Source organism: Rhizobium phaseoli, from assembly GCF_001664385.1.
GTDB classification, from domain to species: domain Bacteria; phylum Pseudomonadota; class Alphaproteobacteria; order Rhizobiales; family Rhizobiaceae; genus Rhizobium; species Rhizobium phaseoli.
In genome coordinates this window covers 144,299-165,680 of record NZ_CP013536.1, presented here as the reverse complement: position 1 = coordinate 165,680, position 21,382 = coordinate 144,299, and the positions used below count along the sequence as shown (strand labels likewise).

Genomic DNA, 21,382 nt, shown 5'->3' with positions numbered 1-21,382 from the left:
GGATCTCGCCTCATCACAATGCCCGGCGAGACATCATCCTGAACCACGCATTACCGGATAGCCACAGCTGGAGCGATGAAGATGGAAGAGGCACGCAGGCGAGATATATATTTCAGCTTCTTTATGTTTACAGCGGATTTGAGGCCGAATGACGCCGGCTACACCGAGGTTCTCGTCAGACATCTGAAAGCTCTTACCGAGATCGGCTACACCGGCTTCGACCTGCATATCGCCCCAGGCCCGGCCCATGCCGATCATCACGCTGAGGTCGAAAGCTATATCAGCCTCAGACGAGCGTTCGATCGGGCGGGCTTCCGGGATGTGAAGTTCACAACCAATGTGGGGACCACGCGAAGCTTCGATCCGACCTCGCCTTACGAGGAACAGCGCAAGCAGGCTTTGTCCTATCTCAAATCCCGCGTCGACATTACCTCGGTGCTGGGCGGAGAGAATACGATCATGTCCGGGCCGTTCCTGTACCCCTATGGTGTCTTTCCGCTGACGGATGACGGCGATGGAATCTGGAGCGACGCGCTTCAGGATTGGATGAAGCCACGATATGCGGCGGCAGCCCCCATCTTCCGGGAATTGGCGCAATATTGCGCCGAGAAGAGGGTGAAGCTCGCCATCGAACCCGTGAAGAATTGGGAAACGCCCGGGCCGACCATGGTCTCGGAAGCGCTGGATTTTCTCGAAAGCGCTGACATTCCGGTCTGTGGCGTCACGATCGATACAGCCCAGGTCGTGATGGAAAGCCAGGGGCCGGCAACCTTCCGGAAAAATGTCGCCCGGGCAGTACAGCAGAGCCGGCTGAATTACGTTCATATCTCAGCGCCGGACCGGGGCGCTGTCAGCGACTGCTGGATTCCGTGGGAGACCATGCTGGACGAAATCGAACCGGTCTATTCCGGCCCTTATCTCGTCGAAGTCTTCAACGCGATTCCCCCCTTCGAGAGCTCGATGCGAATGACGCGCAGACGTTTCTGGCGGCCCGGCGAGGACGCGCCCGAGATGGGCGTCGACAGCGCCTACGACGTTGCGCGCGCCGCCCTGAGGACATTGGAGGAAAAGATCGCGTCCCACGGCCGTCGATCTCATTCGTGATGGTGCTCCGGCGCGCAAATGTTCGAAACAGCCCGTGAATGCTGGGGAACCAAGTCTCCGCCATGCCCGGGTGAACGTCAAACCTCAGCAATCAGGGAGATACCTATGGTGGCGCAATTGCCGGATCCCATTAAAATCATCAGGCGAGCAGGCGATGTCCGTATTCACACGTTCATTTCGGCATTCACGGATGACAATATCGCCAATGCAACGCACATCATCGAGAGCAGGAACAAGCTTGTTCTTGTCGATGGGCAATTCCTCGTTCCCTATGCGCTGCAATTCAGGGCCTATGCCGACAGTCTCGGCAAGGAGATCGACCGGATTTACCTATCGCACAGGCACCCGGACCATTGGTTCGGCCTGGGAGCCGCATTCAGCGACATTCCGATTCATGCACTGTCGGAAACGAAGGAGTTCCTGAGGCAGCATGGCCAGGATTCCCTGAATGACCATTGGAAACTGGGCAACCTCGCTCCGAAGAGCTTGGTAGTTCCCGAAAAAACCGTCCGCGCCGGCCACGAGATCATCGACGGAGTCAAGTACGTATTTGATGAAGTCGTTGATACGGAGATCGATTTTCTCCTCACCATAGGTCTTCCTGATGTCGGCGTTTTTATCGCCCAAGACCTGATCTACAGCGGAACCCACCTCTATCTGACGAAATACATGGAGCATTGGATCGGGGTTTTGCAGGGCATGCTGCTGTCGGACTATGAGCTGTTCCTTCCCGGTCACGGCTTTCCGGCGGACAAGAACGAGGTTGCCAAAAATATAGAGTATTTGTCCGTCGCCATGGAGGCCGCCGGCAACGGACTCACCAATGATGCTTTCAAGCGCTTCCTGCTGGAAAGATTTCCCGAACGAAGATGCCCAGGAATATTCGACATATACATACCGCGCTTATTCGATAACGCGAGCGAATTCTAATATGCGTCAATTCTCGTCAACAGGGGAGCCGCTGGAACATGGGCGATACATACACGGTTGGACAATATCTGGTCGACAGACTTCGCGAACTGGGCCTGGGACACCTGTTTTCCGTGGCGGGCGATTATTCGATCGAATGGGTAAACAGCTATGTCGAGAAAAGCGATATTCAGGTCATCGAAGAGGTGAATGAACTGAATGCCGGTTATGCGGCCGACGGCTATGCGAGACTGAAAGGAATTGGCGCGCTGTGCGTCACCTATTCCGCAGGCTCGCTTTGTGCGACAAATGCGATCGCCGGATCCTACGTCGAGAAAGTGCCGGTCGTCCTGATCAACGGTGCGCCAAGCATCCAGAAAACGCTGAGATTCGAACAAACCGGCTATAGTTCGCATCACTTCATCAGCGGACGGGAAACGGATCGTCAGGTGTTCGAATACATCACGGCCGCTACTGTTCGCATCGACAGTCCTCATCTTGCGCCAATGCTCATAGATTATGCGCTGACACAGTGCATCACGGAAAGACGTCCGGTTTATATCGAGTTGCTGGAGGATATGGTCGACCTGGAATGCGCGCGCCCGTCGACTTCATTGAAAGCGGCGCCTGACATATCCGACGAGGACAGTCTCAATCAGTCGATCGCGCAAATCAGCGATAAATTGCAGAATGCCACCAAACCGCTGATCTGGATCGGCGTCGAAATCGACCGGTTCGGTCTTCACGACCAGGCGGAGCGGCTCATTCGGGACCTCAAAATTCCCTACGTGACCGAGCTTCTGAGCAAGGCCATCCTGTCGGAAGACGATGTCCAATTTGCCGGCGTGTTCGATGGGAAATCGTCGTCACCCTATGTCCAGTCTCTGGTCAAAGACTCCGACTTCGTTTTGGCGCTGGGCGTCTGGTTGACTGATATCAACGATTTGGGCTGGCCCATCGACCTCGACAAAACCGCATTCGCCTCCTGGGATACGGTGAAATATGGCACGATCTTCAACTCACAGGTTTCGCTGGCGGATCTCGTCAACGGCTTGATCGACAAAAGGCTGACATGCAAAGCCCAAAGCCTTCCGGCGAAAACGGCCCGACAAGCGCCGATTGTGGATCCGGCGGGCGAAATAACCTATCAGGGCTTCTACGATTTCATTCAGCAGCAGATCGACGGAAATACCATCGTTGGTGCCGACGCCAGCTTGAATTATTTCGGGAGCCTGCTTCTTGAAGTGGGGGCTCGCCGCGGTTTCATCGTCCAATCATCCTATTCGGCGATCGGTTATATCGGCCCGGCCGCGACCGGGGTTTCGCTGGCGAAACAAGCTAAACAGAGGCTGCTGGTCTTTGCCGGAGATGGCGGGTTTCAGATGACCGCTCAATGCCTCTCGACACAAACCCGCTTCAATCTCAACCCGATCATCTTCGTGATGGACAACGGCATCTACGGCGTGGAGCAATGGCTTGCCGATGCATCGGTTTTCCATGGCAACACGCCGTTCTACAATTCCTGCATCCTGCACCGATGGAATTACAGCAAGTTGGCAGAGGTCTTTGGCTGCCGGGGCTGGAAAGTGGACACCTATGGCGAACTGCAGGACGCCATAAACGCCGCAAAAGAAAACCTGAACAGTCCGTCCATCATCCAGGTCGTCGTGCCTCAGCGGTCAATTCCCAATAATGCGAACTGGAAAGCAAGCTAGATGTGGAGCCTCAACAGGTTGTCCTCGATCAGGCCGAGTCTACTGACGGGCGGTTTGGATTGTAGGCTGCCGTGCGGGCGATGCCAATTGTAACGGTGGAGCCAGAGCGGCAGGTCGGCGGCGCGCTGCTGCGAGGTTTCGTAGGCCTTGGCATATGCCCATTCGCGCAGTGCGGTCTGGACGAGGCGTTCGGCCTTACCATTTGTCTTCGGCGTATAGGGTTTGGTGCGGATGTGTTTGATGCTGAGCCGCCGCAGCGCCTTGGCGTATCGATGGGAACGGAAGCTTGTGCCGTTGTCGGTCATGACGCGCTGGACCTTGACGCCATGGGCTTTGAAGAAGCGCAAAGCATTGAAGAGAAAGCGCAGACAGGAGCGTCGCGTCTCGTCGGGTAATATTTCCAAATAGGCCAGGCGTGAATGGTCGTCGATGGCCAGATGGACGTATTCCCAACCGATGCCGCGGCTGTTGCTCTGCCCCGTGCGATCGCCGGTGATGCGGTGGCCGGTTCGGTTGAATTTGCCGAGTTTCTTGATGTCGATATGGATGAGTTCGCCGGGCTGGTCGCGTTCGTAGCGCCGCACCGGCTCAGCCGGGGCCAAGGCCTTGAGCTTGTTCAGGCCAAGGCGCTTGAGGATGCGGCTGACTGTGGCTGGCGAGACACCCGTCTCCTTGGCGATGTGTTGGCCGGTCATGCGCAGGCGGCGTAAGGTCTCGATCCGGGCGGCGGTGACCTGCGAGGTCGGATGATACAGGCGGTGCGGTCGGGAACTGCGATCATTGAGACCGGCCTCGCCCTCCCGTCGATAGCGCCTTACCCATTTATAGACAGTCTTCACGCAGACGCCGAAAGCCGCAGCGACGGCCATCGGTCGCTGTCCTTCCATCAGCACGCGGTGCGCAATTACCGCTCGACTGAGCGGCGTGAGGCGGGCATTCATATGGATGTCCATTCGGTCCCCCGAGAATCACTGAAGCTTCGACAACCTCAGCTTTCCCGGTCCGGATCGAATGGACAACCTATTGGAGGCTCAAAGCTAGAGCGGCTCCGCTTTTAAGCAAAGCGCAGAACCACTCGTTAGCGACTGGCCCCAACAACGTCGGCCCACTGGCAATCGAATGTCTCCTGCTCCAATCGCGCCGACAGGTCGGCAAACGAGTGCGGTCGTCCGAACGCAAAACCCTGGAGGGTGTGGACGCCGAGGGCGGCAAGCACGTTGGCATGCTCGAGCGTTTCGACGCCTTCGGCGATCACTTCCATATCCAGCGCCCGCGCTATGTCGACCAATGAGCCGACCAGCCGGCGGCTGGGCACCGATTGCAGGATCGGCGTCACCAGCTGGCGATCGATCTTGACCCGATCCGGCCGCAGCTCGAGCAAACCCAGCAAGGAAGCATGCCCGGACCCGAGATCGTCGATTTCGATGTCGATACCGAAAGACTTGATCGCCTCGATGTTCTGCCGCACCTGGTCACTCAGGCTGTCCAAGAATATCGTCTCGATCAGCTCGAAGCTCAATCGACCGGACGGGATGTCATAGCCGTCGAGCTTCGCCGCCAGCTCGGGATCGTCGAGACGATCGGCGGACAGATTGACAGACACGCGGATGCCTTCGAGCAGCGCCGATGATTTCATGTCCGACAGGACAGCCTTCAGAACGACGTCGTCAAGCTCTGCAACCAGTCCATTCGACGAGGCGATGGACAGGAAATGCGCCGGGGCGAGAATTCCTCGAGTGGGATGATGCCACCGCGCCAGAGCTTCGACACCGTTCACCCGGAAAGATTTGGCATCGACCTGCACCTGGTAGAATGGGCGGATCTGGCCGAGCGCCAGCCCGGACCGCAGATCCTGGGCCAGCTGCCTTTCGTTCGCCAGCGTCGACGCCATTTCGTCGGAAAAAATCTCGGCCCGATTCCGGCCGTTGCGTTTGGCATGGTACAGCGCCAGATCGGATTGGGAGAGCAGTCTGGCGAAATCGGCGCTCATGGCGCTGGCAACGCCAATCGAGCACCGCACGATGAGCGTCTGATCGCCGACAGGAAGTGGGCTTTCCAGACGTCTCTGAATATGATCGAGCACAGCTATCGTCCTGTCACACTCGTCCTCGGTGATGACGACAGCGAATTCGTCGCCGCCGAGCCGTGCCGCGACGTCACCGGCTGAAATGGCCTCCAGCAGAATATTGCTGACGTGACAGAGAACGAGGTCGCCGACCGCATGTCCGAAGCGGTCGTTGATCTCCTTGAAATGGTCCACGTCTATATGAAGAAGCGCAACCTTGACGCTCTCCCGCCTGGCAAGTTCGGACAGGGCGAAATCGAAGCTGCGCCGGTTCAACAGGCCGGTGAGGTGATCGTGATCGGCCGCGAAGCGCGCCTCTGCCCGGCTCCGCTCCAGCTCCTTGTTGAGAAGCACGTCGTCCGTCACATCCCATTCGGCGCCCACAAAGCATGGATCGCCGGCGGCATCGACGAAATAACGAGCGCGCGAACGCAGGTAGCGGATCGCGCCATCCGGCCGAATAATGCGAAACTCGGATGCATAATCCGATTTGGTTTCGATCGCGCGCAGAAATATATCGTTTGTCGCCACCAGGTCGTCAGGATGGATACTGTCCAGCCAGATGACATCGAGCGGCGCTTTCGGAACGCCATAGATCAATTTGAGCTGTTCATCCCATCGCGTCTGATTTCTTGCGATGTTGTGCTGCCAGATCCCGATCCCGGACGCTTCAAGGGCCAGCCCAAGCTGGCGAAGCAGGTTCTCAAGCTCGACATTCGTCCTGGATCGTTTGTTGCTCAAGGCGATCTCGCTATTTCGTTCGCCCGAATGTCGCATTGAACATCTTAAGGAGTGCTAATCGAGAGTAACCCGCCGGCGATAATCCGACCGCTGCAAAATCCCAAATTCGCCGAATGCCGGGCAATGTCCGGCGTCGGACCAGGGCAGGCTGCGGTCAAAGAGCTTCCTCCGGAACCTCTTTGTCCACAGCAGCACAGCCTGAAGCTGCGGCGCCATTATTCTCATCAGGGAGTCTTCCCTTCAAACTGACAAGACTGCCACGGCGGCAAGTTTACCGTTGCATAGAGGGCCGCAGAGCGACCACCTGCGACGGCATGCGGCTTTCCAACGAGCGAGTATTGGACTGGGCATTCGCTGGACCTCTGTCACCATCCAAGTGGAACTGATTGACCAGTTCGCGCAGGCGGCTTGCTTCCGAGGCTAGTGAAGAGGCGGCGGCCGTGGACTGCTCGACCATCGCCGCATTCTGCTGAGTTGCCTGATCCATGTGATTGATGGCGGTGTTGATTTCGGAAAGCCCGGTCGCCTGCTCGCGCGCCGAGGTGGCGATCGCGTCCATGGCTCGATTAATTTCGGCAACGCGTTCGCCGATCGATTTCAGTGACGTCCCGGTTTCGAGAACAAGTTTGACCCCGTGCTCGACTTCGGTCGACGACTTCTGAATGAGACCTTTGATTTCCTTGGCCGCCTGCGCGGCTCGTTGCGCGAGTTCCCGGACTTCTTGTGCGACCACCGCAAAACCCTTTCCTGCCTCACCTGCGCGCGCTGCCTCGACACCGGCGTTGAGCGCCAGAAGGTTCGTCTGGAAAGCAATTTCGTCGATGACGCCAATGATGTTCGAAATCTGCTGCGAACTGTCCTCGATGCGTCGCATGGCCTGCTCCGCCTCCGACACGATGGTGGCCGAGCGCTGGGCGCTGACATTGGCTTCCACAGAGATATTGCGCGCCTCCTCGGTGCGTTTCGTCGCCATCGCGACATTCGAGGTAATCTCGTCCAACGCGGCGGCGGTCTCCTCGAGGGAAGCGGCCTGTTGTTCCGTGCGCTTCGATAGGTCCTGGGCCCCGGATGCTATTTCACCGGTGCCATTGTCTATGCTGTGCACCGTCTGAAGCACGGCGCCGATCGTCGCGCCCAATTGCCGCAGCGAAGTATTGAAATCGTCGCGCAATGCTTCGTATTCAGCGGCAAATCGCTCCGAGAGCTGGAAGGATATGTCGCCCGCGGCAAGGCGCCGGAGACCTCCGCCCAAGGTAGTCGTTGCAAAGCGCAGCTGCTCGGCTTCGCGTTCGGCACGCTGCTGGGCTGCGGCGCGCGCCGCCTCGCTCTCACTGCGGGATTCGGCAGCTTCCTTCTCAAGCCTGACAACGTTGAGAGCATTCTGGCGAAACACTTCGACTGCGCCGGCCATTTCACCGATTTCGTCGGCACGGCCGGCATAAGGAATATCGCTGTCGAGATCTCCAGCCGACAACCGTTTCATGGCGGACGCCGTATTGCGGATCGGATTGGCAATGCCGGAAATCCCAAAGACGATACCCGCGATAGCCACGAGCAAGGCCAGCGAGGCGATCGCAGCAGTCAGCATGAAAGCGGATTTCGCGGAAGCATCACTTGCCGCCACGAAGCCTTCGGTCTGGCTGAGAATGAATGCCACCAGATCCGCTACCCCATTGTTCACCAACTCGGCCTGCGGCTCCATCTTCTCCTTGAACAGCCGGACTGCCTCAGCTGTCTTGCCGCTATCTTCGAGCGCAATCATTTGCTCCGCCAACGCGCGATATTTGTCGAGTTCCGGCTTTATCTGATTGATCAACTGGCGCCCGCGCTCCGTGCGCACGCCCTTTTCGTATTCGCCGACGACCGTCTCGAGCCCAGCGGCTGCAGCTGCGATCGCCTGCTTTTCGGTTTTGTCGTTCTCCGCGGTGTCTTCGAGCAAGTACCGGGCGTGGGCAAGTTTCAGATCAAGAAAGTTTGCTTTGATCTCACGCGCCGTCACCAGCCGATGCACCCAGAAGGTACCGACCTGTTCGGCATTTGCGCGAAGCGAGGAAATGGTGTCCAGCGAGACGTAGGACAGACCAAGTATGAACATGCTGATGATGGATAGCTTTAGGATGAGTGCTTGCTTGATGCTCGGGCGTTTCATGCGGGTCTCCTCTTGGGACGGTCGCTGCCGGTTAAGGCAAAATCTCCCATCGGATTCGACAATTTAGTGTTAACTAAACGAAGAGATTCATTTGGTTTTGGAAATCTCCGGTCAGGGCAATTACTTGAGCGATTAATTTCAAGCTAGTTCCACTCAAAGTTACTGGAAAACAACAAGAATTACGACTTTTCCGGGCGCGAAACTCAGCGCAATGGGAGGCCTTCAGGCTCCCACTGCGTCGCGATTCGTCAGATTGAGAGCATTGGAACGCAACCGCCCCGTTTGATGCCTTCGGCCGAGGAACTTGAGCGTGCAGCCTCCCATAGGGTCGAGCCACCTATTTAGGTGTGGCCAAGTTATGTGCACTGCACAAATATGGCGCTTAGCACGTGCGCTACGCATTCGCACTCGCACAAATGATGATCATATTCTACAAGTGCCCAATAAATAATCATTGCTCAAATTACCGATTTTCTTGTTTTGCTGCCTGCAGTTACTCGCCTTCCTGCGAATTGGCACGCTGGTTGCAAGTCCCCAAACGCCCAGTCAACGGCGACTGAGCAGAGAGGCGCGGCATAGGCGCCGACTTCGACACCGACGTCGCAAGGTTTCTGCTGTGCGGGATCTCCCATTCCGAACGCAGATGCCGGCGGCGTTTTTTTGCGTCCGAACTCAGCAAGCAGAGGGGAACCTGCAGATGAAAAAGATTTCGACGACTGGCATTTCGACAACCGGCATCACCCGCCGCAGCATGCTCAAGACGACTGCGGCAGCCGCCCTGATCGGCGCCGTCAAGACTGCCTTTCCCTCCGGCGCCTTTGCAGCCGGGACGGGTCCTGAAGTGAAGGGCGTCAAGCTCGGCTTTATTGCCCTGACAGACTCCGCGCCGTTGATCATCGCCAAGGAAAAAGGCCTTTTCGACAAGCATGGCCTGCCGGAAACCGATGTCGCCAAGCAGGCCTCCTGGGGCGCGACGCGCGACAATCTGGTGCTCGGCGGCGCAGCCAACGGCATCGATGGCGCCCACATCCTCTCGCCGCTTCCCTACCTCATGCAGACAGGCAAGGTGACGCAGAACAACAAGCCGGTGCCGATGGCGATCCTTGCCCGGCTCAATCTCGACAGCCAGGGCATCTCGGTGGCCAAGGAATATGCCGAAACCGGCGTGCAGCTCGATGCTTCCAAGCTGAAAGCCGCCTTCGAGAAAAAGAAGGCGGAGGGCAAGGAGGTCAAGGCCGCCATGACCTTCCCGGGCGGCACCCACGACCTCTGGATCCGCTACTGGCTCGCCGCCGGCGGTATCGATCCGAACAAGGATGTGTCCACAATCGTCGTGCCGCCGCCGCAGATGGTCGCCAACATGAAGGTCGGCAACATGGATGTCTTCTGTGTGGGCGAGCCGTGGAACGAGCAGCTCGTCAACCAGGGCATCGGCTTCACCGCGGCGACCACCGGCGAGCTCTGGAAAGGCCACCCCGAAAAGGCGCTCGGCCTGCGCGCCGACTGGATCGAAAAGAACCCGAATGCCGCCAAGGCCCTGCTGATGGCCGTCATGGAGGCGCAGCAATGGTGCGAGAGCATGGATAACAAGGCTGAGATGGCCGAGATCCTCGGCAAGCGCCAGTGGTTCAACGTTCCGACCAAGGACGTGCTCGGCCGCCTGAAGGGCGACGTCAACTATGGCAACGGCCGCGAGGCCAAGGCTACCGACCTCTACATGAAGTTCTGGAAGGACGGCGCCTCCTATCCGTTCAAGAGCCACGACACCTGGTTCATGACGGAAAATATCCGCTGGGGAAATCTGCCTGGTACAACCGACGTCAAGGCGCTGGTCAACCAGGTGAACCGCGAGGACATCTGGCGCGAGGCCGCCAAGGATCTGGGTGTCGCCGCAACCGACATTCCCGCTTCCTCGTCGCGCGGCAAGGAGACCTTCTTCGACGGCAAGGTCTTCGATCCTGAAAATCCCTCCGCCTATCTCGACAGCCTGTCGATCAAGGCCGTCTCCTGATCTCGCCTCCGGCGCGCGCGGCGCGCCGGCCTTCCATTCCCGTGAGGAGCGCGCTGATGTCCGCCCTGGCAAACAAAGAACCCCCCGCGATCGTCGCACCCGCCAAGCCGGCAGCGAAAATTCTGTCATTCTCCGGCAAGCAAGGATCGCGGATCGATTTTCGCCGTGCGGCTCTGACCGCACTTCAAAATGTCGTCCCGCCCGCCGTCGTGCTGGCGCTCATCCTCCTCCTCTGGCAGGCGCTCTGTTCATCGGCGGACGCCTCTCTGCCTTCGCCGCATCAGGTCTGGCAGGATAGCTACGACCTCATCGCCTTCCCGTTCTTCAACTACGGTTCCCAGGATATCGGGCTCGGCTGGCGCGTGCTGGTTTCGCTGCAGCGCGTCGCCTATGGCTTCGGTCTTGCCGCCGTCGCCGGCGTCATCGTCGGGGCGATCATCGGCCAATCGGTCTGGGCGATGCGCGGCCTCGATCCGATCTTCCAGGTGCTGCGCACGGTGCCGCCGCTCGCCTGGCTGCCGCTGTCGCTCGCCGCCTTCCAGGATTCCAATCCTTCGGCGATCTTCGTCATCTTCATCACCTCGATCTGGCCTGTGATCATCAATACCGCCGTCGGCGTCCGCAATATTCCGCAGGATTATCGCAACGTCGCTGAGGTGCTGCGGCTCAACCAGCTCGAATTTTTCTGGAAGATCATGCTGCCGTCGGCAGCCCCTTACATCTTCACCGGCCTCAGGATCGGCGTCGGGCTGTCCTGGCTCGCCATCGTCGCGGCCGAAATGCTGACCGGCGGCGTCGGCATCGGCTTCTTCATCTGGGACGCGTGGAACTCGTCGCGCCTTCCCGACATCATCGTCGCGCTCGCCTATATCGGCATCGTCGGTTTTGCTCTCGACAAGCTGGTGGCCGCGCTCGGCAAACTCGTCACCCGCGGCGCCATGGCCAATTGAGGACCGTACGATGAACGCCTATCTCAAGCTCGATCATATCGACAAGCATTTCGATCGCGGCGGCGTGCGCGCCGAAGTCCTGAAGGATATCAACCTGACGATATCCGAGGGCGAATTCGTCTCGATCATCGGCCATTCCGGCTGCGGCAAGTCCACCCTGCTCAATCTCATCGCCGGCCTGACGCCGGTTTCTTCAGGCGCCGTGCTCCTGGAAAACCGCGAGGTCAACGAGCCGGGTCCGGAACGCGCCGTCGTCTTTCAGAACCATTCGCTGCTGCCCTGGCTGACGGTCTATGAGAACGTGAATCTCGCCGTCTCCAAGGTCTTCAGCCGAACGAAGACCAAGGCCGAGCGGCATGACTGGGTCATGGCCAATCTCGACCTCGTGCAGATGGCGCATGCGAGGGACAAGCGGCCTGCGGAGATCTCGGGCGGCATGAAGCAGCGCGTCGGCATTGCCCGCGCGCTTGCCATGGAGCCGAAGATCCTGCTGCTCGATGAGCCCTTCGGCGCGCTCGACGCGCTGACCCGCGCCCATCTTCAGGATGCGGTGATGGAAATTCATGCCCGGCTTGGCAACACGATGGTGATGATCACCCATGATGTCGATGAAGCGGTGCTGCTCTCCGACCGCATCGTGATGATGACCAACGGCCCGGCGGCCCGCATCGGCGAAGTCCTCGACGTCACTATGCCGCGCCCCCGCAACCGCATCGAACTCGCCTCCGACCGGACATATCTGAAATGCCGTGAAGCCGTGCTGAAGTTCCTCTACGAACGCCATCGCTTCATCGAAGCCGCGGAATAGAACCCGCGGCGATTGCCAATGGGGGCGCGTTACGCATACTGGCCTCATGCAGCAATCAGACAATGAACCGGCCGCCATAAATGTCGTGCTCTGGCAATATGCGAAGAACGGGAGCGATAGTGAGCGCTGGATACGGTCGCTTTCACCGAATGAGCGGGAGCGCGCCGCGACCTATCGCTTCGAACGCGACCGGACCTCGTTCATTGCCGGCCGCTATCTGCTACGGCAAGTGCTGGGCGTGCATACCGAAACGCAGCCTGACAAGGTCCTGTTGCTGGCTGGTGGGTACGGCAAGCTGACGGTCGAGGGCCGCGACAGGCTGCAGTTCAGCCTTTCCAATGCCGACGGGCTGGTGGCGGTCGCGGTCACTTCAGAATGCGAGCGCGTCGGAATCGACTGTGAACGCGCCGACGCCGAGATCGAAGCGGCGGCGTTGGAGAGCTATTGCAGTCTGGACGAACGGCGTTGGCTCGATCAATTGCCTGCGGGCGAACGTCCGCGTGCGGCCGTTGCCCTTTGGACGCTCAAGGAGAGTCAACTCAAGGCGCTCGGGCTGGGCTTGCGCCAGGATCCCCGCAGCGTCGCCTTTTCCTGGCAGGATGGCATTCCTGTCCTGGTTCAGAGCGCCGAACCCGGCCGGCAATGGCATCACCGTCTGCTCGAGAGCGGCAGCCGGCACGTCGTCGCGCTGGCCGTCCGCTGCCAATCCGGCGCTCCCGGCATTCGTCTCCGGATGTTTCAGGACGAGAGCAGGCCGTCCGAATAGCCGGCCCGCAACTGATGCGGCATGGCGGAAGCGGCCTCCGTCGCCCAGACCAGCTGCGCATTGTCGGGCTCGGCATCGAAATGCTGCCGGCCGAGAAGCGTGTTGACGATCTTGGCGCTGCGCCAGGCCATGAGGCTGAGCTGCGAGTCGGCGATGCCGTGCGAGTATCGGCCGGCATTCTGCGCAAACAGCCGGTTGGTCCGCGGACCTGCCCACTGCATCGTGTAGTCGTCGTTCAAGGTGGGATAGCCGTTTCTGTCGAGGCTTATCCTTTCGCTGAGCGAGCCGAGCGCATCCGGCAAACGGAACCTGTAGCCGGTTGCAAGCACCACCGCATCGGCATGCAGCACCTCGATCCCGCCGTCGAAGTGGTTGCGGACGATCAGCCGATAGGCATTGCCGTTCCGCTCCATCTGGATCACGTCGCGGTTCGGCGACAGGGATGCGGTGAGGGTGCTCTGATCGAGGTAGCGCAGCGCGTAGAGGCGGCGGTAGATCGAGTGGATCGTCGAAATCGACAGGCCGTCGCTGGTCAGGATCGAGTTCTTCAGCGCCGCCTGTTTCTGCTCGCCGCTGAGCTTGAGATAGGCCTGCACATATTCCGGCGAGAAGACCTGGTTCGAAAACGGCGTGTCGTTGATCGGCTCGAAATTATGGCGCCGGCTGATCCAGATCAGCTCCTTCATCGCATCAGGATTGCCAAGCAGCGCTTCGACCACCTCGCCGCCGCTCTGGCCGCCGCCGACCACGACGATGCGGGCGGCGCGAAGATCCTTGAGGCGCGACTTGGCCTCGCTGTTGTGGAAGCAATCGGCGCCCAGGAAGGATTTCGCCCAATCGGGCACGAAGGGCGAAGATCCCGTGCCGATCACCAGGTTCTTCGCTTCCTCCTGGCCGTTGTCGAAGCGCAGGACGAAACGGTCGTCGCGGTGCTCCACGTCGTGGATCTCCGTTCCGTAACGCAAACCGTCGACGCCATTGGCGACCCAGGCGAGATAACGCGCGAATTCCTGCCGGGGCACGGCGTCGTAATTGGCGTTCAGGAAGGCGTAGAGCCTCTTATGCGCCACCAGATAGGAGACGAAGGACCAGCGGCTCGTCGGCAGGACCGGGGTGACGAGGTCCTTCAGGAAGGACGACTGCAGCTCGACGCCGGGCATCATCATGCCGGGATGCCAGTCGAAGGCGCCGCGCCGCTCGAAGAAGCGGCTGCGGACCTCGGGCACGGATTCCAGCAGGCAGGCGAGGCTCAGATTGGAGGGACCGATGCCGATCCCGGCAAGATCGAGCGGCTCGTTGAGGGCGTCCCTGCGGGTAAAAGCGACGGTCATGCGTTATCCTTCTCTGTTTCCCTGAGACGCAGGGCAAGCCTTGAATGGAAGGCGGGAGACCCGATCATGTGCAGATGGTTGGTGCCGGTGATGATTTCGGCAGCCCGCGCCCGTGGCGACAGGCGGCGCCAATCGATCAGGTTGAGGCCGCGGTTGAGGCTGTCGTCGGCCGCCCAGGGATAGATCGGCACGTCATGGGGAACGAGCCGATGCTTGCGGAAGATCAGGGCGTTGTCGATCAGCACCCAGAACGTATGCTCGCGGCTGCTGATATCAGGCCCGTCTGTCGGAAGCGGATCCTTCTCGTCGCCGACGAAGCGCAGGAACTGCTCATAGGTATCGGCGTCCATGGTCGACAGCAGCCGGTCCCATTCGGGCCGCATCGCCGTTTTCTGCAGCCATGCCTGCACGTTGCGATGCAGCGCGTCGCGCTCGCCGGGGCGGAAGCGCGGCTTGGCGCCGATCGCGAATTCCGAGCCGAGATCGCAAACGTCGACCATCGCCATCATCCTGACATCGACTTCGTTGCCGAGGGTGCGGGCGGCCTCATAGGCGAGAAGCCCGCCCCAGGACCAGCCGAGGAAAGTGCAGGGCGCGCCTCTGCTATGGGTCCTGATATAATCGACATAGGGCTCGATGATCTCTTCGATCGGCGCGCCGACTTCCTTCTTTTCCGACAGCGAATGGCAAATGAAGCCGGTCGCCGGCTGGTCGGCGCCGAGATAATCGACGAGCTTCACATATTCGCGGGTGCTGACCAGAAGCCCCGGGAAGCAATAGAGTCGCGGCTTGGCGCCGGAGGCGCGCAGCACGATCACCTCGGAGAGATCGCGCTCCTCCCCCTGCTCCATCACGCCGGCAAAGGCGCGGATGGTCGGGTTGTTGAAGATATCGGCGACAGTCAGCGGAACCTTCGGCCGGCGCTGCCTGAGCTGCGAAAGGATGCGGATCGCGCCCAGCGAATTGCCGCCGATGGCGAAGAAATTATCCTCCACGCTGATCGCTTCCAGCTTGAGAACCTGGCGCCAGACATCCAGCACCTCCTCTTCCAGCGCCGTCGCCGGCTCGACGATGGCGCGTTTGACCGGCTGGGGTGCGGGCAGCGCGAAGCGGTCGAGCTTGCTGTTCGGATTGGTCGGCATCTTCTCCAGTTCGACCACGGAGGCCGGCACCATGTAGGATGGCAGGCTGCGTTCGAGGCCGGATCGAACAGTCTCGGCATCAAGCCCCTCGTCCTTCTTCGGCACGACATAGGCGACCAGCGCCTTTTCGCCGCCGGCATCGTCATCGCGCAGCACGACCAGGGCTTCGCCGACGCCGGGCTGCTGGAGCAGCGCGGCCTCGATCTCACCGAGCTCGATGCGGTAACCACGCAGCTTCACCTGATGGTCGACGCGGCCGACGAATTCGACCGTTCCGTCCTCACGCCAGCGCGTGAGATCACCGGAGCGATAAAGCCGGCCGCCCTCCTTCGAGAACGGGTCGGGAATGAAGCGGTCGGCCGTCGTATCTGCTTTGCCGAGATAGCCGCGCGCGATGCCCTCGCCGCCGATATAGAGCTCGCCGGTCACGCCGATCGGGCACAGGTTGAGGTCGGGATCGAGCACATAGACGCGCCTGAGCCCGACAGCGCGGCCGAGCGGCGCATAGGCGCCCTGGAACTTGGTGCCGGCCCTCACCTTCCAGACCATCGGCGTCATGATTGTTTCCGTGGGACCATAGCCGTTGATGAGCCACTCGGATTTCAGCGCCCGCGACAGAAGATCGAAGGTCGATTGCGCCAGCCCCTCGCCGCCGAAGGAATAGAGGCGCATCGGCGGCGCGCCGTCGGTAATGTCAGCCCATTCCGCCAGCTGCTGCAGATAGGTCGTCGGAATGCTCGCATTGTTGGCGCCATGCTTGCGCATCGCCGTCAGCGTCTCCTCCGGCGTCCACAGCGGCTGGTCGGGAAGAATGATGCTGCCGCCTTCCATCAGCGGGTTCATCCACCGCTCATGGCCGCCGTCCGAACTGAAGGGCAGGAAGGGCAGCTCGCGGGATTCCGAGCTCATGCCGTAGACGCGCGAGGTATTCTGCAGATGGTGGGTCAGCGGCCCGTGCTCGACGGCGACACCCTTCGGCAATCCTGTCGACCCCGAGGTGTACATGACATAGGCGAGCTGGTCCTTGTGCGTCGGAACACAGAGCGGCGTATCCGGCTCGCCGTCGAGATCGAGCTTGTCGAGTTCGAGGACGGTCGCGTCGAGCTCTTCCGGCAGGCGGCGGCGCAGCCAGCTATGGGTGAGCACGATCTTGACGCCGCCATCGCGTAGGATGTGGTGGTTGCGCACCGGCGGATGGCCGGGCTCGACCGGAATATAGGCGCCGCCGGCCTTCAGGGTGGCGAGGATGCCGACGATCGCCTCGGGCGAACGCTTGATGAAGATCGCGACCGTCACTTCGGCGCGAACGCCGAGCTGCCGCAGCCGATGCCCGAGGCGGTTGGTGCTCGCCTCCAGCCAGCCATGGCTCCACTCCTCGTCGCCATAGACGATCGCGGTGTTCTCGGGCGTCCGGCGCGAATGGGCGGCGATCAATTCATGCACCGGCCTGTCGTCGTTGACGACGTCATCCTCATAGGGTGCAGACAACCAGTCGAGCTCGTCGCTGCCCACGAGTTCGATATCCTTGATCCTGAGATCGGGCTTCGCGACGATCTGCTCCAGCACCAGGCAAAAATGCCGGGCGACACGGGTGATCAGGGCGCCGTCATAGAGATCCCCGGCATAGTCGATCAGCCCGTATGCGGCGCCATCGGCACGCGCCTCGATCACCAGGGAAAGCTCGCTGTCGGCACGTGCGCCCGAAGGTTCCAGGTTCGTCGCCTGCCTTGGGACCGGATAAGGCTCGCGGAATTCGAACAGAGCCTTGACCACGGCTTCTTGCGCGGCGGCCTCGTCGACGACCAGTTCCTGCGTGATGCGCTCCAGCGGCACGAGGCGGGCAAGCCCCTCCTCCGTCACCGACGAGATCGCCGCGACGACGTCGTCGAGCGAGTGCCTGGAGGTCAGCGAAAGCACGAGGGGAAGAACCTGTTCGGCGCGGCCGCGGCTGGCGAAATGTTTGGTGCGCGGCCGCGCGACGAGGAGGCCGTTCAGCAGGGAATAGTTGCCGCTGTAGCGCGCCAGCAGGGCGCAGAAAGCGGCATGCAGCACGCGCTCGACCTGAACGCCCTTGCGCCCCGCATGCCGTTCGAGTTTGCCCCAGAGCTCGGGCTCGATCGAAAACCGATGCTCGGCGCGCGCCACGCCTGCCAGCCCGCCGCTGTTGAAGCGGGTCGGAAAGGTCGAGGCCGCATAGTCGAGGCCGATCGCATCGCGCCAATAGGCAAGCGCTTGCCGCGCCTCATCCGTCTCCAGCCAATCGGCTTCCCGCGTTCCGGCGGTGATTTCCACCGGCTGCATATCGCCGGCGGGTTCGCCCATCGAGAATGCGCGCCAGCGACCTCGCCAGCACGGATTTTTCGCGGTCGTCGCAGATGATCGGATGCAGCACGATCGTCAGCAGCAATTGCGCCTCGGCAAGCCGGATGATCTGGATGCGCGCACCGGGGCCTTCCAGGAGATCGGAGCGCTTGTCGCGGAAGGCTTTCCGTGCGGCCAAGGCATCCGGCTCGGAAAGAGCCGCGCCGTCATTGCCGAGGATTTCGATCGGCACAGCGTTCGACGCGCCGCGATATTGCTCGATGCGGCCGCCCGCCAGCCGGCGGAAGCGGGAGGCGAGCGACGGGTTTTGCGCCACGAGCGCCCGGCAGGCGCCGGCAATCGTCTCGATGTCGATCGCGGCACTCAGCCGCAGCCCGATGACCTGGTAGGGAAAGACCGTGTAATTGCCGATCTGCTCCAGCGACCAGATGCGCTTCTGCGCGATGGTCAGCGGAAAACTCTCGAAGACGGCGTCCACTGCGTCGGTCGGACGGGCATCGGCGAAATTGGTGATCTGCTTGTTCATCTTGCCATCCAGAGGTTTTCAGAGACGCGCATCGCCGGCCATGGCCGAGCGCAGGGAGAGCGGGCGGGGATCGGTCCAGATCTCGCGGATATGGGCCAGGCATTCCTGGCGCGAACCGGCGAAGCCCGCGGCCTCCCAGCTCACCGGAATCCGCTTGTCCTGCGGCCAGACCGAGTAGTGGCGCTCGGTGTCGATGACGACGATCCAGAGATCGTCGCGGGGCTCAAGATTGTCCATTCGAAGCTCCTGCAGAGATGGATGTCATGCGCAAATGACGGATCCTGATGGCTGCAGTTTAGAAAATTGATGAGAATTTTTTTCTTCACCAAACCCTAAATCCGGCCAGAGATGGATCGTCATTCTACCAAATCGGCAGAGGAGCGGGCTTCATGCTCGCAGCATCAAAAGTCCTGCCGATCAAGGAGAACATCATGGATTTCGACGCCGCCAAACAGAGGCGGACTCTGCAGTCGCGGAGCTACATCAGGCTCGCCCCGAATATCGTCCACCTGAAGACCGCGCACGGGCACCACGAAGCCGCCTATGAGGCCGAGGCCGGCGTCGCAACAATCACCTTCTACCACGGTGATCCCACGCAATCGGCGGAGCTTCTGATGGCGGCGGCCGAAGCGGTGACGGCGGAGGATCGCTCGATCAAGTCGGTCCGTTTCGAGGGGCATCAGGCGAGCTTACCGCCGCATATTTCGGGCGCGGGAAAGCTCGATTCCGCGATCCTGTGGCAATGGCCGTCGCTATGGCTGCCGCAGCTGACCTATCCGCTGCCGCCCGTGCAGGAAATGACCGCCGGCCGCTATCATCCGCGCCGGCCGGCAAAGCCGAAGGGCACCGTCTACCAGCGATTCATTCCCTGGCTGGAGCGGGACATCAGCTTCCGGGTGGCCGATCCCAAGACCGATCTTGCCGCCTTCCACCGCTGGATGAACGACGAGCAGGTCAACACGATCTGGGAGGATGCGGGCTCGCTCGACAAGCACCGCGAGATCCTCGAAGAACGGATCGCCGATCCGCATGTGCTGCCGCTGATCGGCAGTTTCGCTGATATCCCCTTCGGCTATTTCGAGGTCTATTGGGCCAAGGAAAACCGGCTCGGGCCCTTCTACGATGCCGACGATTATGATCGCGGCTGGCATGTGGCGATCGGCGAGCCGGATTATCGCGGCAAGAAATGGATCAGCGCCTGGCTTCCCTCGCTGATGCATTTCATCTTCCTCGACGATCCCCGCACGCAACGCATCGTCGGCGAGCCGCGCGCCAGCCACGAGCAGCAGATCCGCAATCTCGACCGCTCGGGCTTCGCCAAGATCAAGCATGTCGATTTTCCGCATAAGCGGGCGCTGCTCGTCATGTTGAGCCGCGAGCGCTTCTTCGGCGATCGTCTCTGGGTGCCCGCATCATGAACGACATGAGCGAAATGAGCGGCAGTCTGCGGAAACGGCGGCTTGCGCCGGAAGATCTTGCCAGCCCGCACCTGTTCCGGCTGCTGCTGCGGCTCGGGCTGCCCGCCATGTTCGGCCTGTCGATCAATGCCGCGCATCACACGATCAACATGGTCTTTGTCGGCATGATCGGCGAAGACCAGATCGCCGCCATCATGATCGTGCTGCCGGTCCTCATGCTCGTCGCCGCTTTCGGTGAAGGCATCGGCGTCGGTGTCGCGACCGAGGTCGGGCGCGCGCTCGGCGCCGGCGACCGGTCGCGGGCGAGCACCCTTGCCTCGGTCAGCCTTGCCGCCGGAGTCGCCTTCGGCGCGGTAAGCGCGGTTGCGATCGTCGCCTTTCCCTCTGCCCTGCTGTTCGGCGCCACGCCGGCGATCGAGCCGCTGGCGCAGCGTTATCTCCTCATCATCGTGATCTCGATACCGCTGACGATGGCGCAGATCATTCTCGATTTCCTGGCGATCGCCGAGGGCAACGCCCGCTTCAGCATGTGGACGCTCGTCGCCTGCTTCGCGCTGAACATCATCCTCGACCCGATCATGATCTTCGGCTTCGGTCTCGGTCTGCAGGGCGTGGCGATGGCAACCATCCTCTCCCAGCTCGTGGCGCTCTCGATCTACGGCGCCTACCATGCGAGACGTCTCGGGACGATCCGGCCGACGTTCTCCTGGCGGTTCGCCGATATCAGGCATCTCAAGCCGGTGCTTGCTGTGGGCGCACCGACGACGCTGACGAGCCTTGCGACGGCGGGCGCGATTGCCGCGATGCTGTCGGTCGCCGGCACCTATCACGGTGAAGACGGCATCGCCGGCGTCGGCATCGCCTTGCGGCTGCTTGCGGTCGGCGCTTTGCCGGTCATCGGCATTTCGCTCGGGGCGCAGTCCATCCTGAGCTTTGCCTGGGGGCGCGGGGATATATCGCGCGTGCTGGCGGCAGCCCGCATGCTTTCCGTGGTCACGAGCGCGGTCGGCGGCGTCTACGGGCTGGCAGCGATCATTTTTTCCGAGCGCCTTGCCGCGTTCTTCACCGACGAAGCCGCCGTGCTTTCGATCGCCGGCCAGGCGATCGTCGCAACCCATCTTCCCTTCCTGCTGTTCGGCCTCCGGCAAACCGTGCTGATCCTCTTCCAGGCGCAGGGCAGGCCGAAAGCCGCGCTTGCCGTCGGCCTGGCGCAGAACGGATATCTTCTCTTTCCGCTGCTCTCGCTCCTGCCGCCCTGCTTCGGCTTTTCCGGCCTGCTCGCAGCCATGTTCCTGGCCTCGGCGCTCACCGGCCTGCTGTCATGCGTCTGCCTGGCAAGATCGCTCGCCGCGCTCCGGCAGCGGTCGGCCGACGATCCGACCGCTCTCCGCCCCCATCCCAACTTTTGTCCATGAGAGGATTATC

General features: G+C 61.0%; 14 protein-coding genes and 2 pseudogenes. 9 read left to right on the top strand and 7 right to left on the bottom strand.

Annotated elements, in window-relative coordinates:
* Positions 1–75 precede the first annotated feature (75 nt).
* From AMC88_RS27995 to AMC88_RS27985, 3 genes are all read left to right on the top strand, one after another.
* Positions 76–1,104, top strand: a complete 1,029-nt coding sequence (locus AMC88_RS27995) for a sugar phosphate isomerase/epimerase family protein (RefSeq protein ID WP_170965661.1) — start codon at positions 76–78, stop codon at positions 1,102–1,104.
* 105 nt (positions 1,105–1,209) lie between these two features.
* A complete protein-coding gene (locus AMC88_RS27990; RefSeq protein WP_064820371.1) occupies positions 1,210–2,034 on the top strand; it encodes an MBL fold metallo-hydrolase in 825 nt (274 codons plus the stop codon).
* A 38-nt stretch (positions 2,035–2,072) separates the two neighbouring features.
* Complete coding sequence (locus tag AMC88_RS27985; RefSeq protein WP_064820372.1) at positions 2,073–3,728, top strand: alpha-keto acid decarboxylase family protein; 1,656 nt, start codon at positions 2,073–2,075, stop codon at positions 3,726–3,728.
* Here the strand turns inward: AMC88_RS27985 and AMC88_RS27980 are convergent.
* From AMC88_RS27980 to AMC88_RS27970, 4 genes and pseudogenes are all read right to left on the bottom strand, one after another.
* A complete protein-coding gene (locus tag AMC88_RS27980; RefSeq protein WP_064820261.1) occupies positions 3,725–4,681 on the bottom strand; it encodes an IS481 family transposase in 957 nt (318 codons plus the stop codon). The two genes, AMC88_RS27985 and AMC88_RS27980, sit on opposite strands and share 4 nt — an antisense overlap.
* Positions 4,682–4,806: 125 nt before the next feature.
* A complete protein-coding gene (locus AMC88_RS34325; RefSeq protein ID WP_237353205.1) occupies positions 4,807–5,619 on the bottom strand; it encodes an EAL domain-containing protein in 813 nt (270 codons plus the stop codon).
* Positions 5,620–5,691: 72 nt separating this feature from the next.
* Positions 5,692–6,570 (bottom strand): annotated as a pseudogene (locus AMC88_RS34320) (GGDEF domain-containing protein); the annotation flags it as partial.
* Positions 6,571–6,805: 235 nt separating this feature from the next.
* Positions 6,806–8,683, bottom strand: a complete 1,878-nt coding sequence (locus AMC88_RS27970) for a HAMP domain-containing methyl-accepting chemotaxis protein (RefSeq protein ID WP_064820374.1) — start codon at positions 8,681–8,683, stop codon at positions 6,806–6,808.
* 697 nt (positions 8,684–9,380) lie between these two features.
* Between AMC88_RS27970 and AMC88_RS27965 the strand changes: the two genes are divergently transcribed.
* From AMC88_RS27965 to AMC88_RS27950, 4 genes are read left to right on the top strand one after another with little or no spacing between them, the layout of a single operon-like run.
* Positions 9,381–10,694, top strand: coding sequence for a CmpA/NrtA family ABC transporter substrate-binding protein (locus AMC88_RS27965; protein ID WP_064820375.1), 1,314 nt, complete (start codon positions 9,381–9,383; stop codon positions 10,692–10,694).
* Positions 10,695–10,750: 56 nt separating this feature from the next.
* On the top strand, positions 10,751–11,644 hold the full coding sequence (gene ntrB / locus AMC88_RS27960; RefSeq protein WP_064820376.1) for a nitrate ABC transporter permease: 894 nt from the start codon (positions 10,751–10,753) through the stop codon (positions 11,642–11,644).
* 10 nt (positions 11,645–11,654) lie between these two features.
* A complete protein-coding gene (locus AMC88_RS27955; protein ID WP_010021888.1) occupies positions 11,655–12,452 on the top strand; it encodes an ABC transporter ATP-binding protein in 798 nt (265 codons plus the stop codon).
* Between the two features lie 46 nt (positions 12,453–12,498).
* Positions 12,499–13,218: a 4'-phosphopantetheinyl transferase family protein gene (locus AMC88_RS27950; RefSeq protein WP_064820377.1), complete on the top strand. Its 720-nt coding sequence runs from the start codon at positions 12,499–12,501 to the stop codon at positions 13,216–13,218.
* Here AMC88_RS27950 and AMC88_RS27945 read toward each other — a convergent pair.
* From AMC88_RS27945 to AMC88_RS27935, 3 genes and pseudogenes are all read right to left on the bottom strand, one after another.
* A complete protein-coding gene (locus tag AMC88_RS27945; RefSeq protein WP_064820378.1) occupies positions 13,191–14,549 on the bottom strand; it encodes a lysine N(6)-hydroxylase/L-ornithine N(5)-oxygenase family protein in 1,359 nt (452 codons plus the stop codon). The genes AMC88_RS27950 and AMC88_RS27945 overlap by 28 nt on opposite strands.
* Positions 14,546–18,539, bottom strand: a pseudogene (locus AMC88_RS27940) (non-ribosomal peptide synthetase). The gene AMC88_RS27945 and the pseudogene AMC88_RS27940 overlap by 4 nt, the downstream one beginning before the upstream one ends.
* A gap of 18 nt (positions 18,540–18,557) precedes the next feature.
* Positions 18,558–18,776 (bottom strand): MbtH family protein, encoded by a 219-nt coding sequence (locus AMC88_RS27935; protein ID WP_004669143.1) that lies wholly within the window; start codon positions 18,774–18,776, stop codon positions 18,558–18,560.
* Between the two features lie 194 nt (positions 18,777–18,970).
* On the opposite strand from AMC88_RS27935, the gene AMC88_RS27930 reads away from it, so the two are divergent.
* Together AMC88_RS27930 and AMC88_RS27925 are read left to right on the top strand one after the other, a co-directional pair.
* A complete protein-coding gene (locus AMC88_RS27930) occupies positions 18,971–19,957 on the top strand; it encodes a GNAT family N-acetyltransferase (protein ID WP_170965664.1) in 987 nt (328 codons plus the stop codon).
* Positions 19,954–21,372 (top strand): MATE family efflux transporter, encoded by a 1,419-nt coding sequence (locus AMC88_RS27925; RefSeq protein ID WP_064830125.1) that lies wholly within the window; start codon positions 19,954–19,956, stop codon positions 21,370–21,372. The genes AMC88_RS27930 and AMC88_RS27925 overlap by 4 nt, the downstream gene beginning before the upstream one ends.
* Positions 21,373–21,382 lie beyond the last annotated feature (10 nt).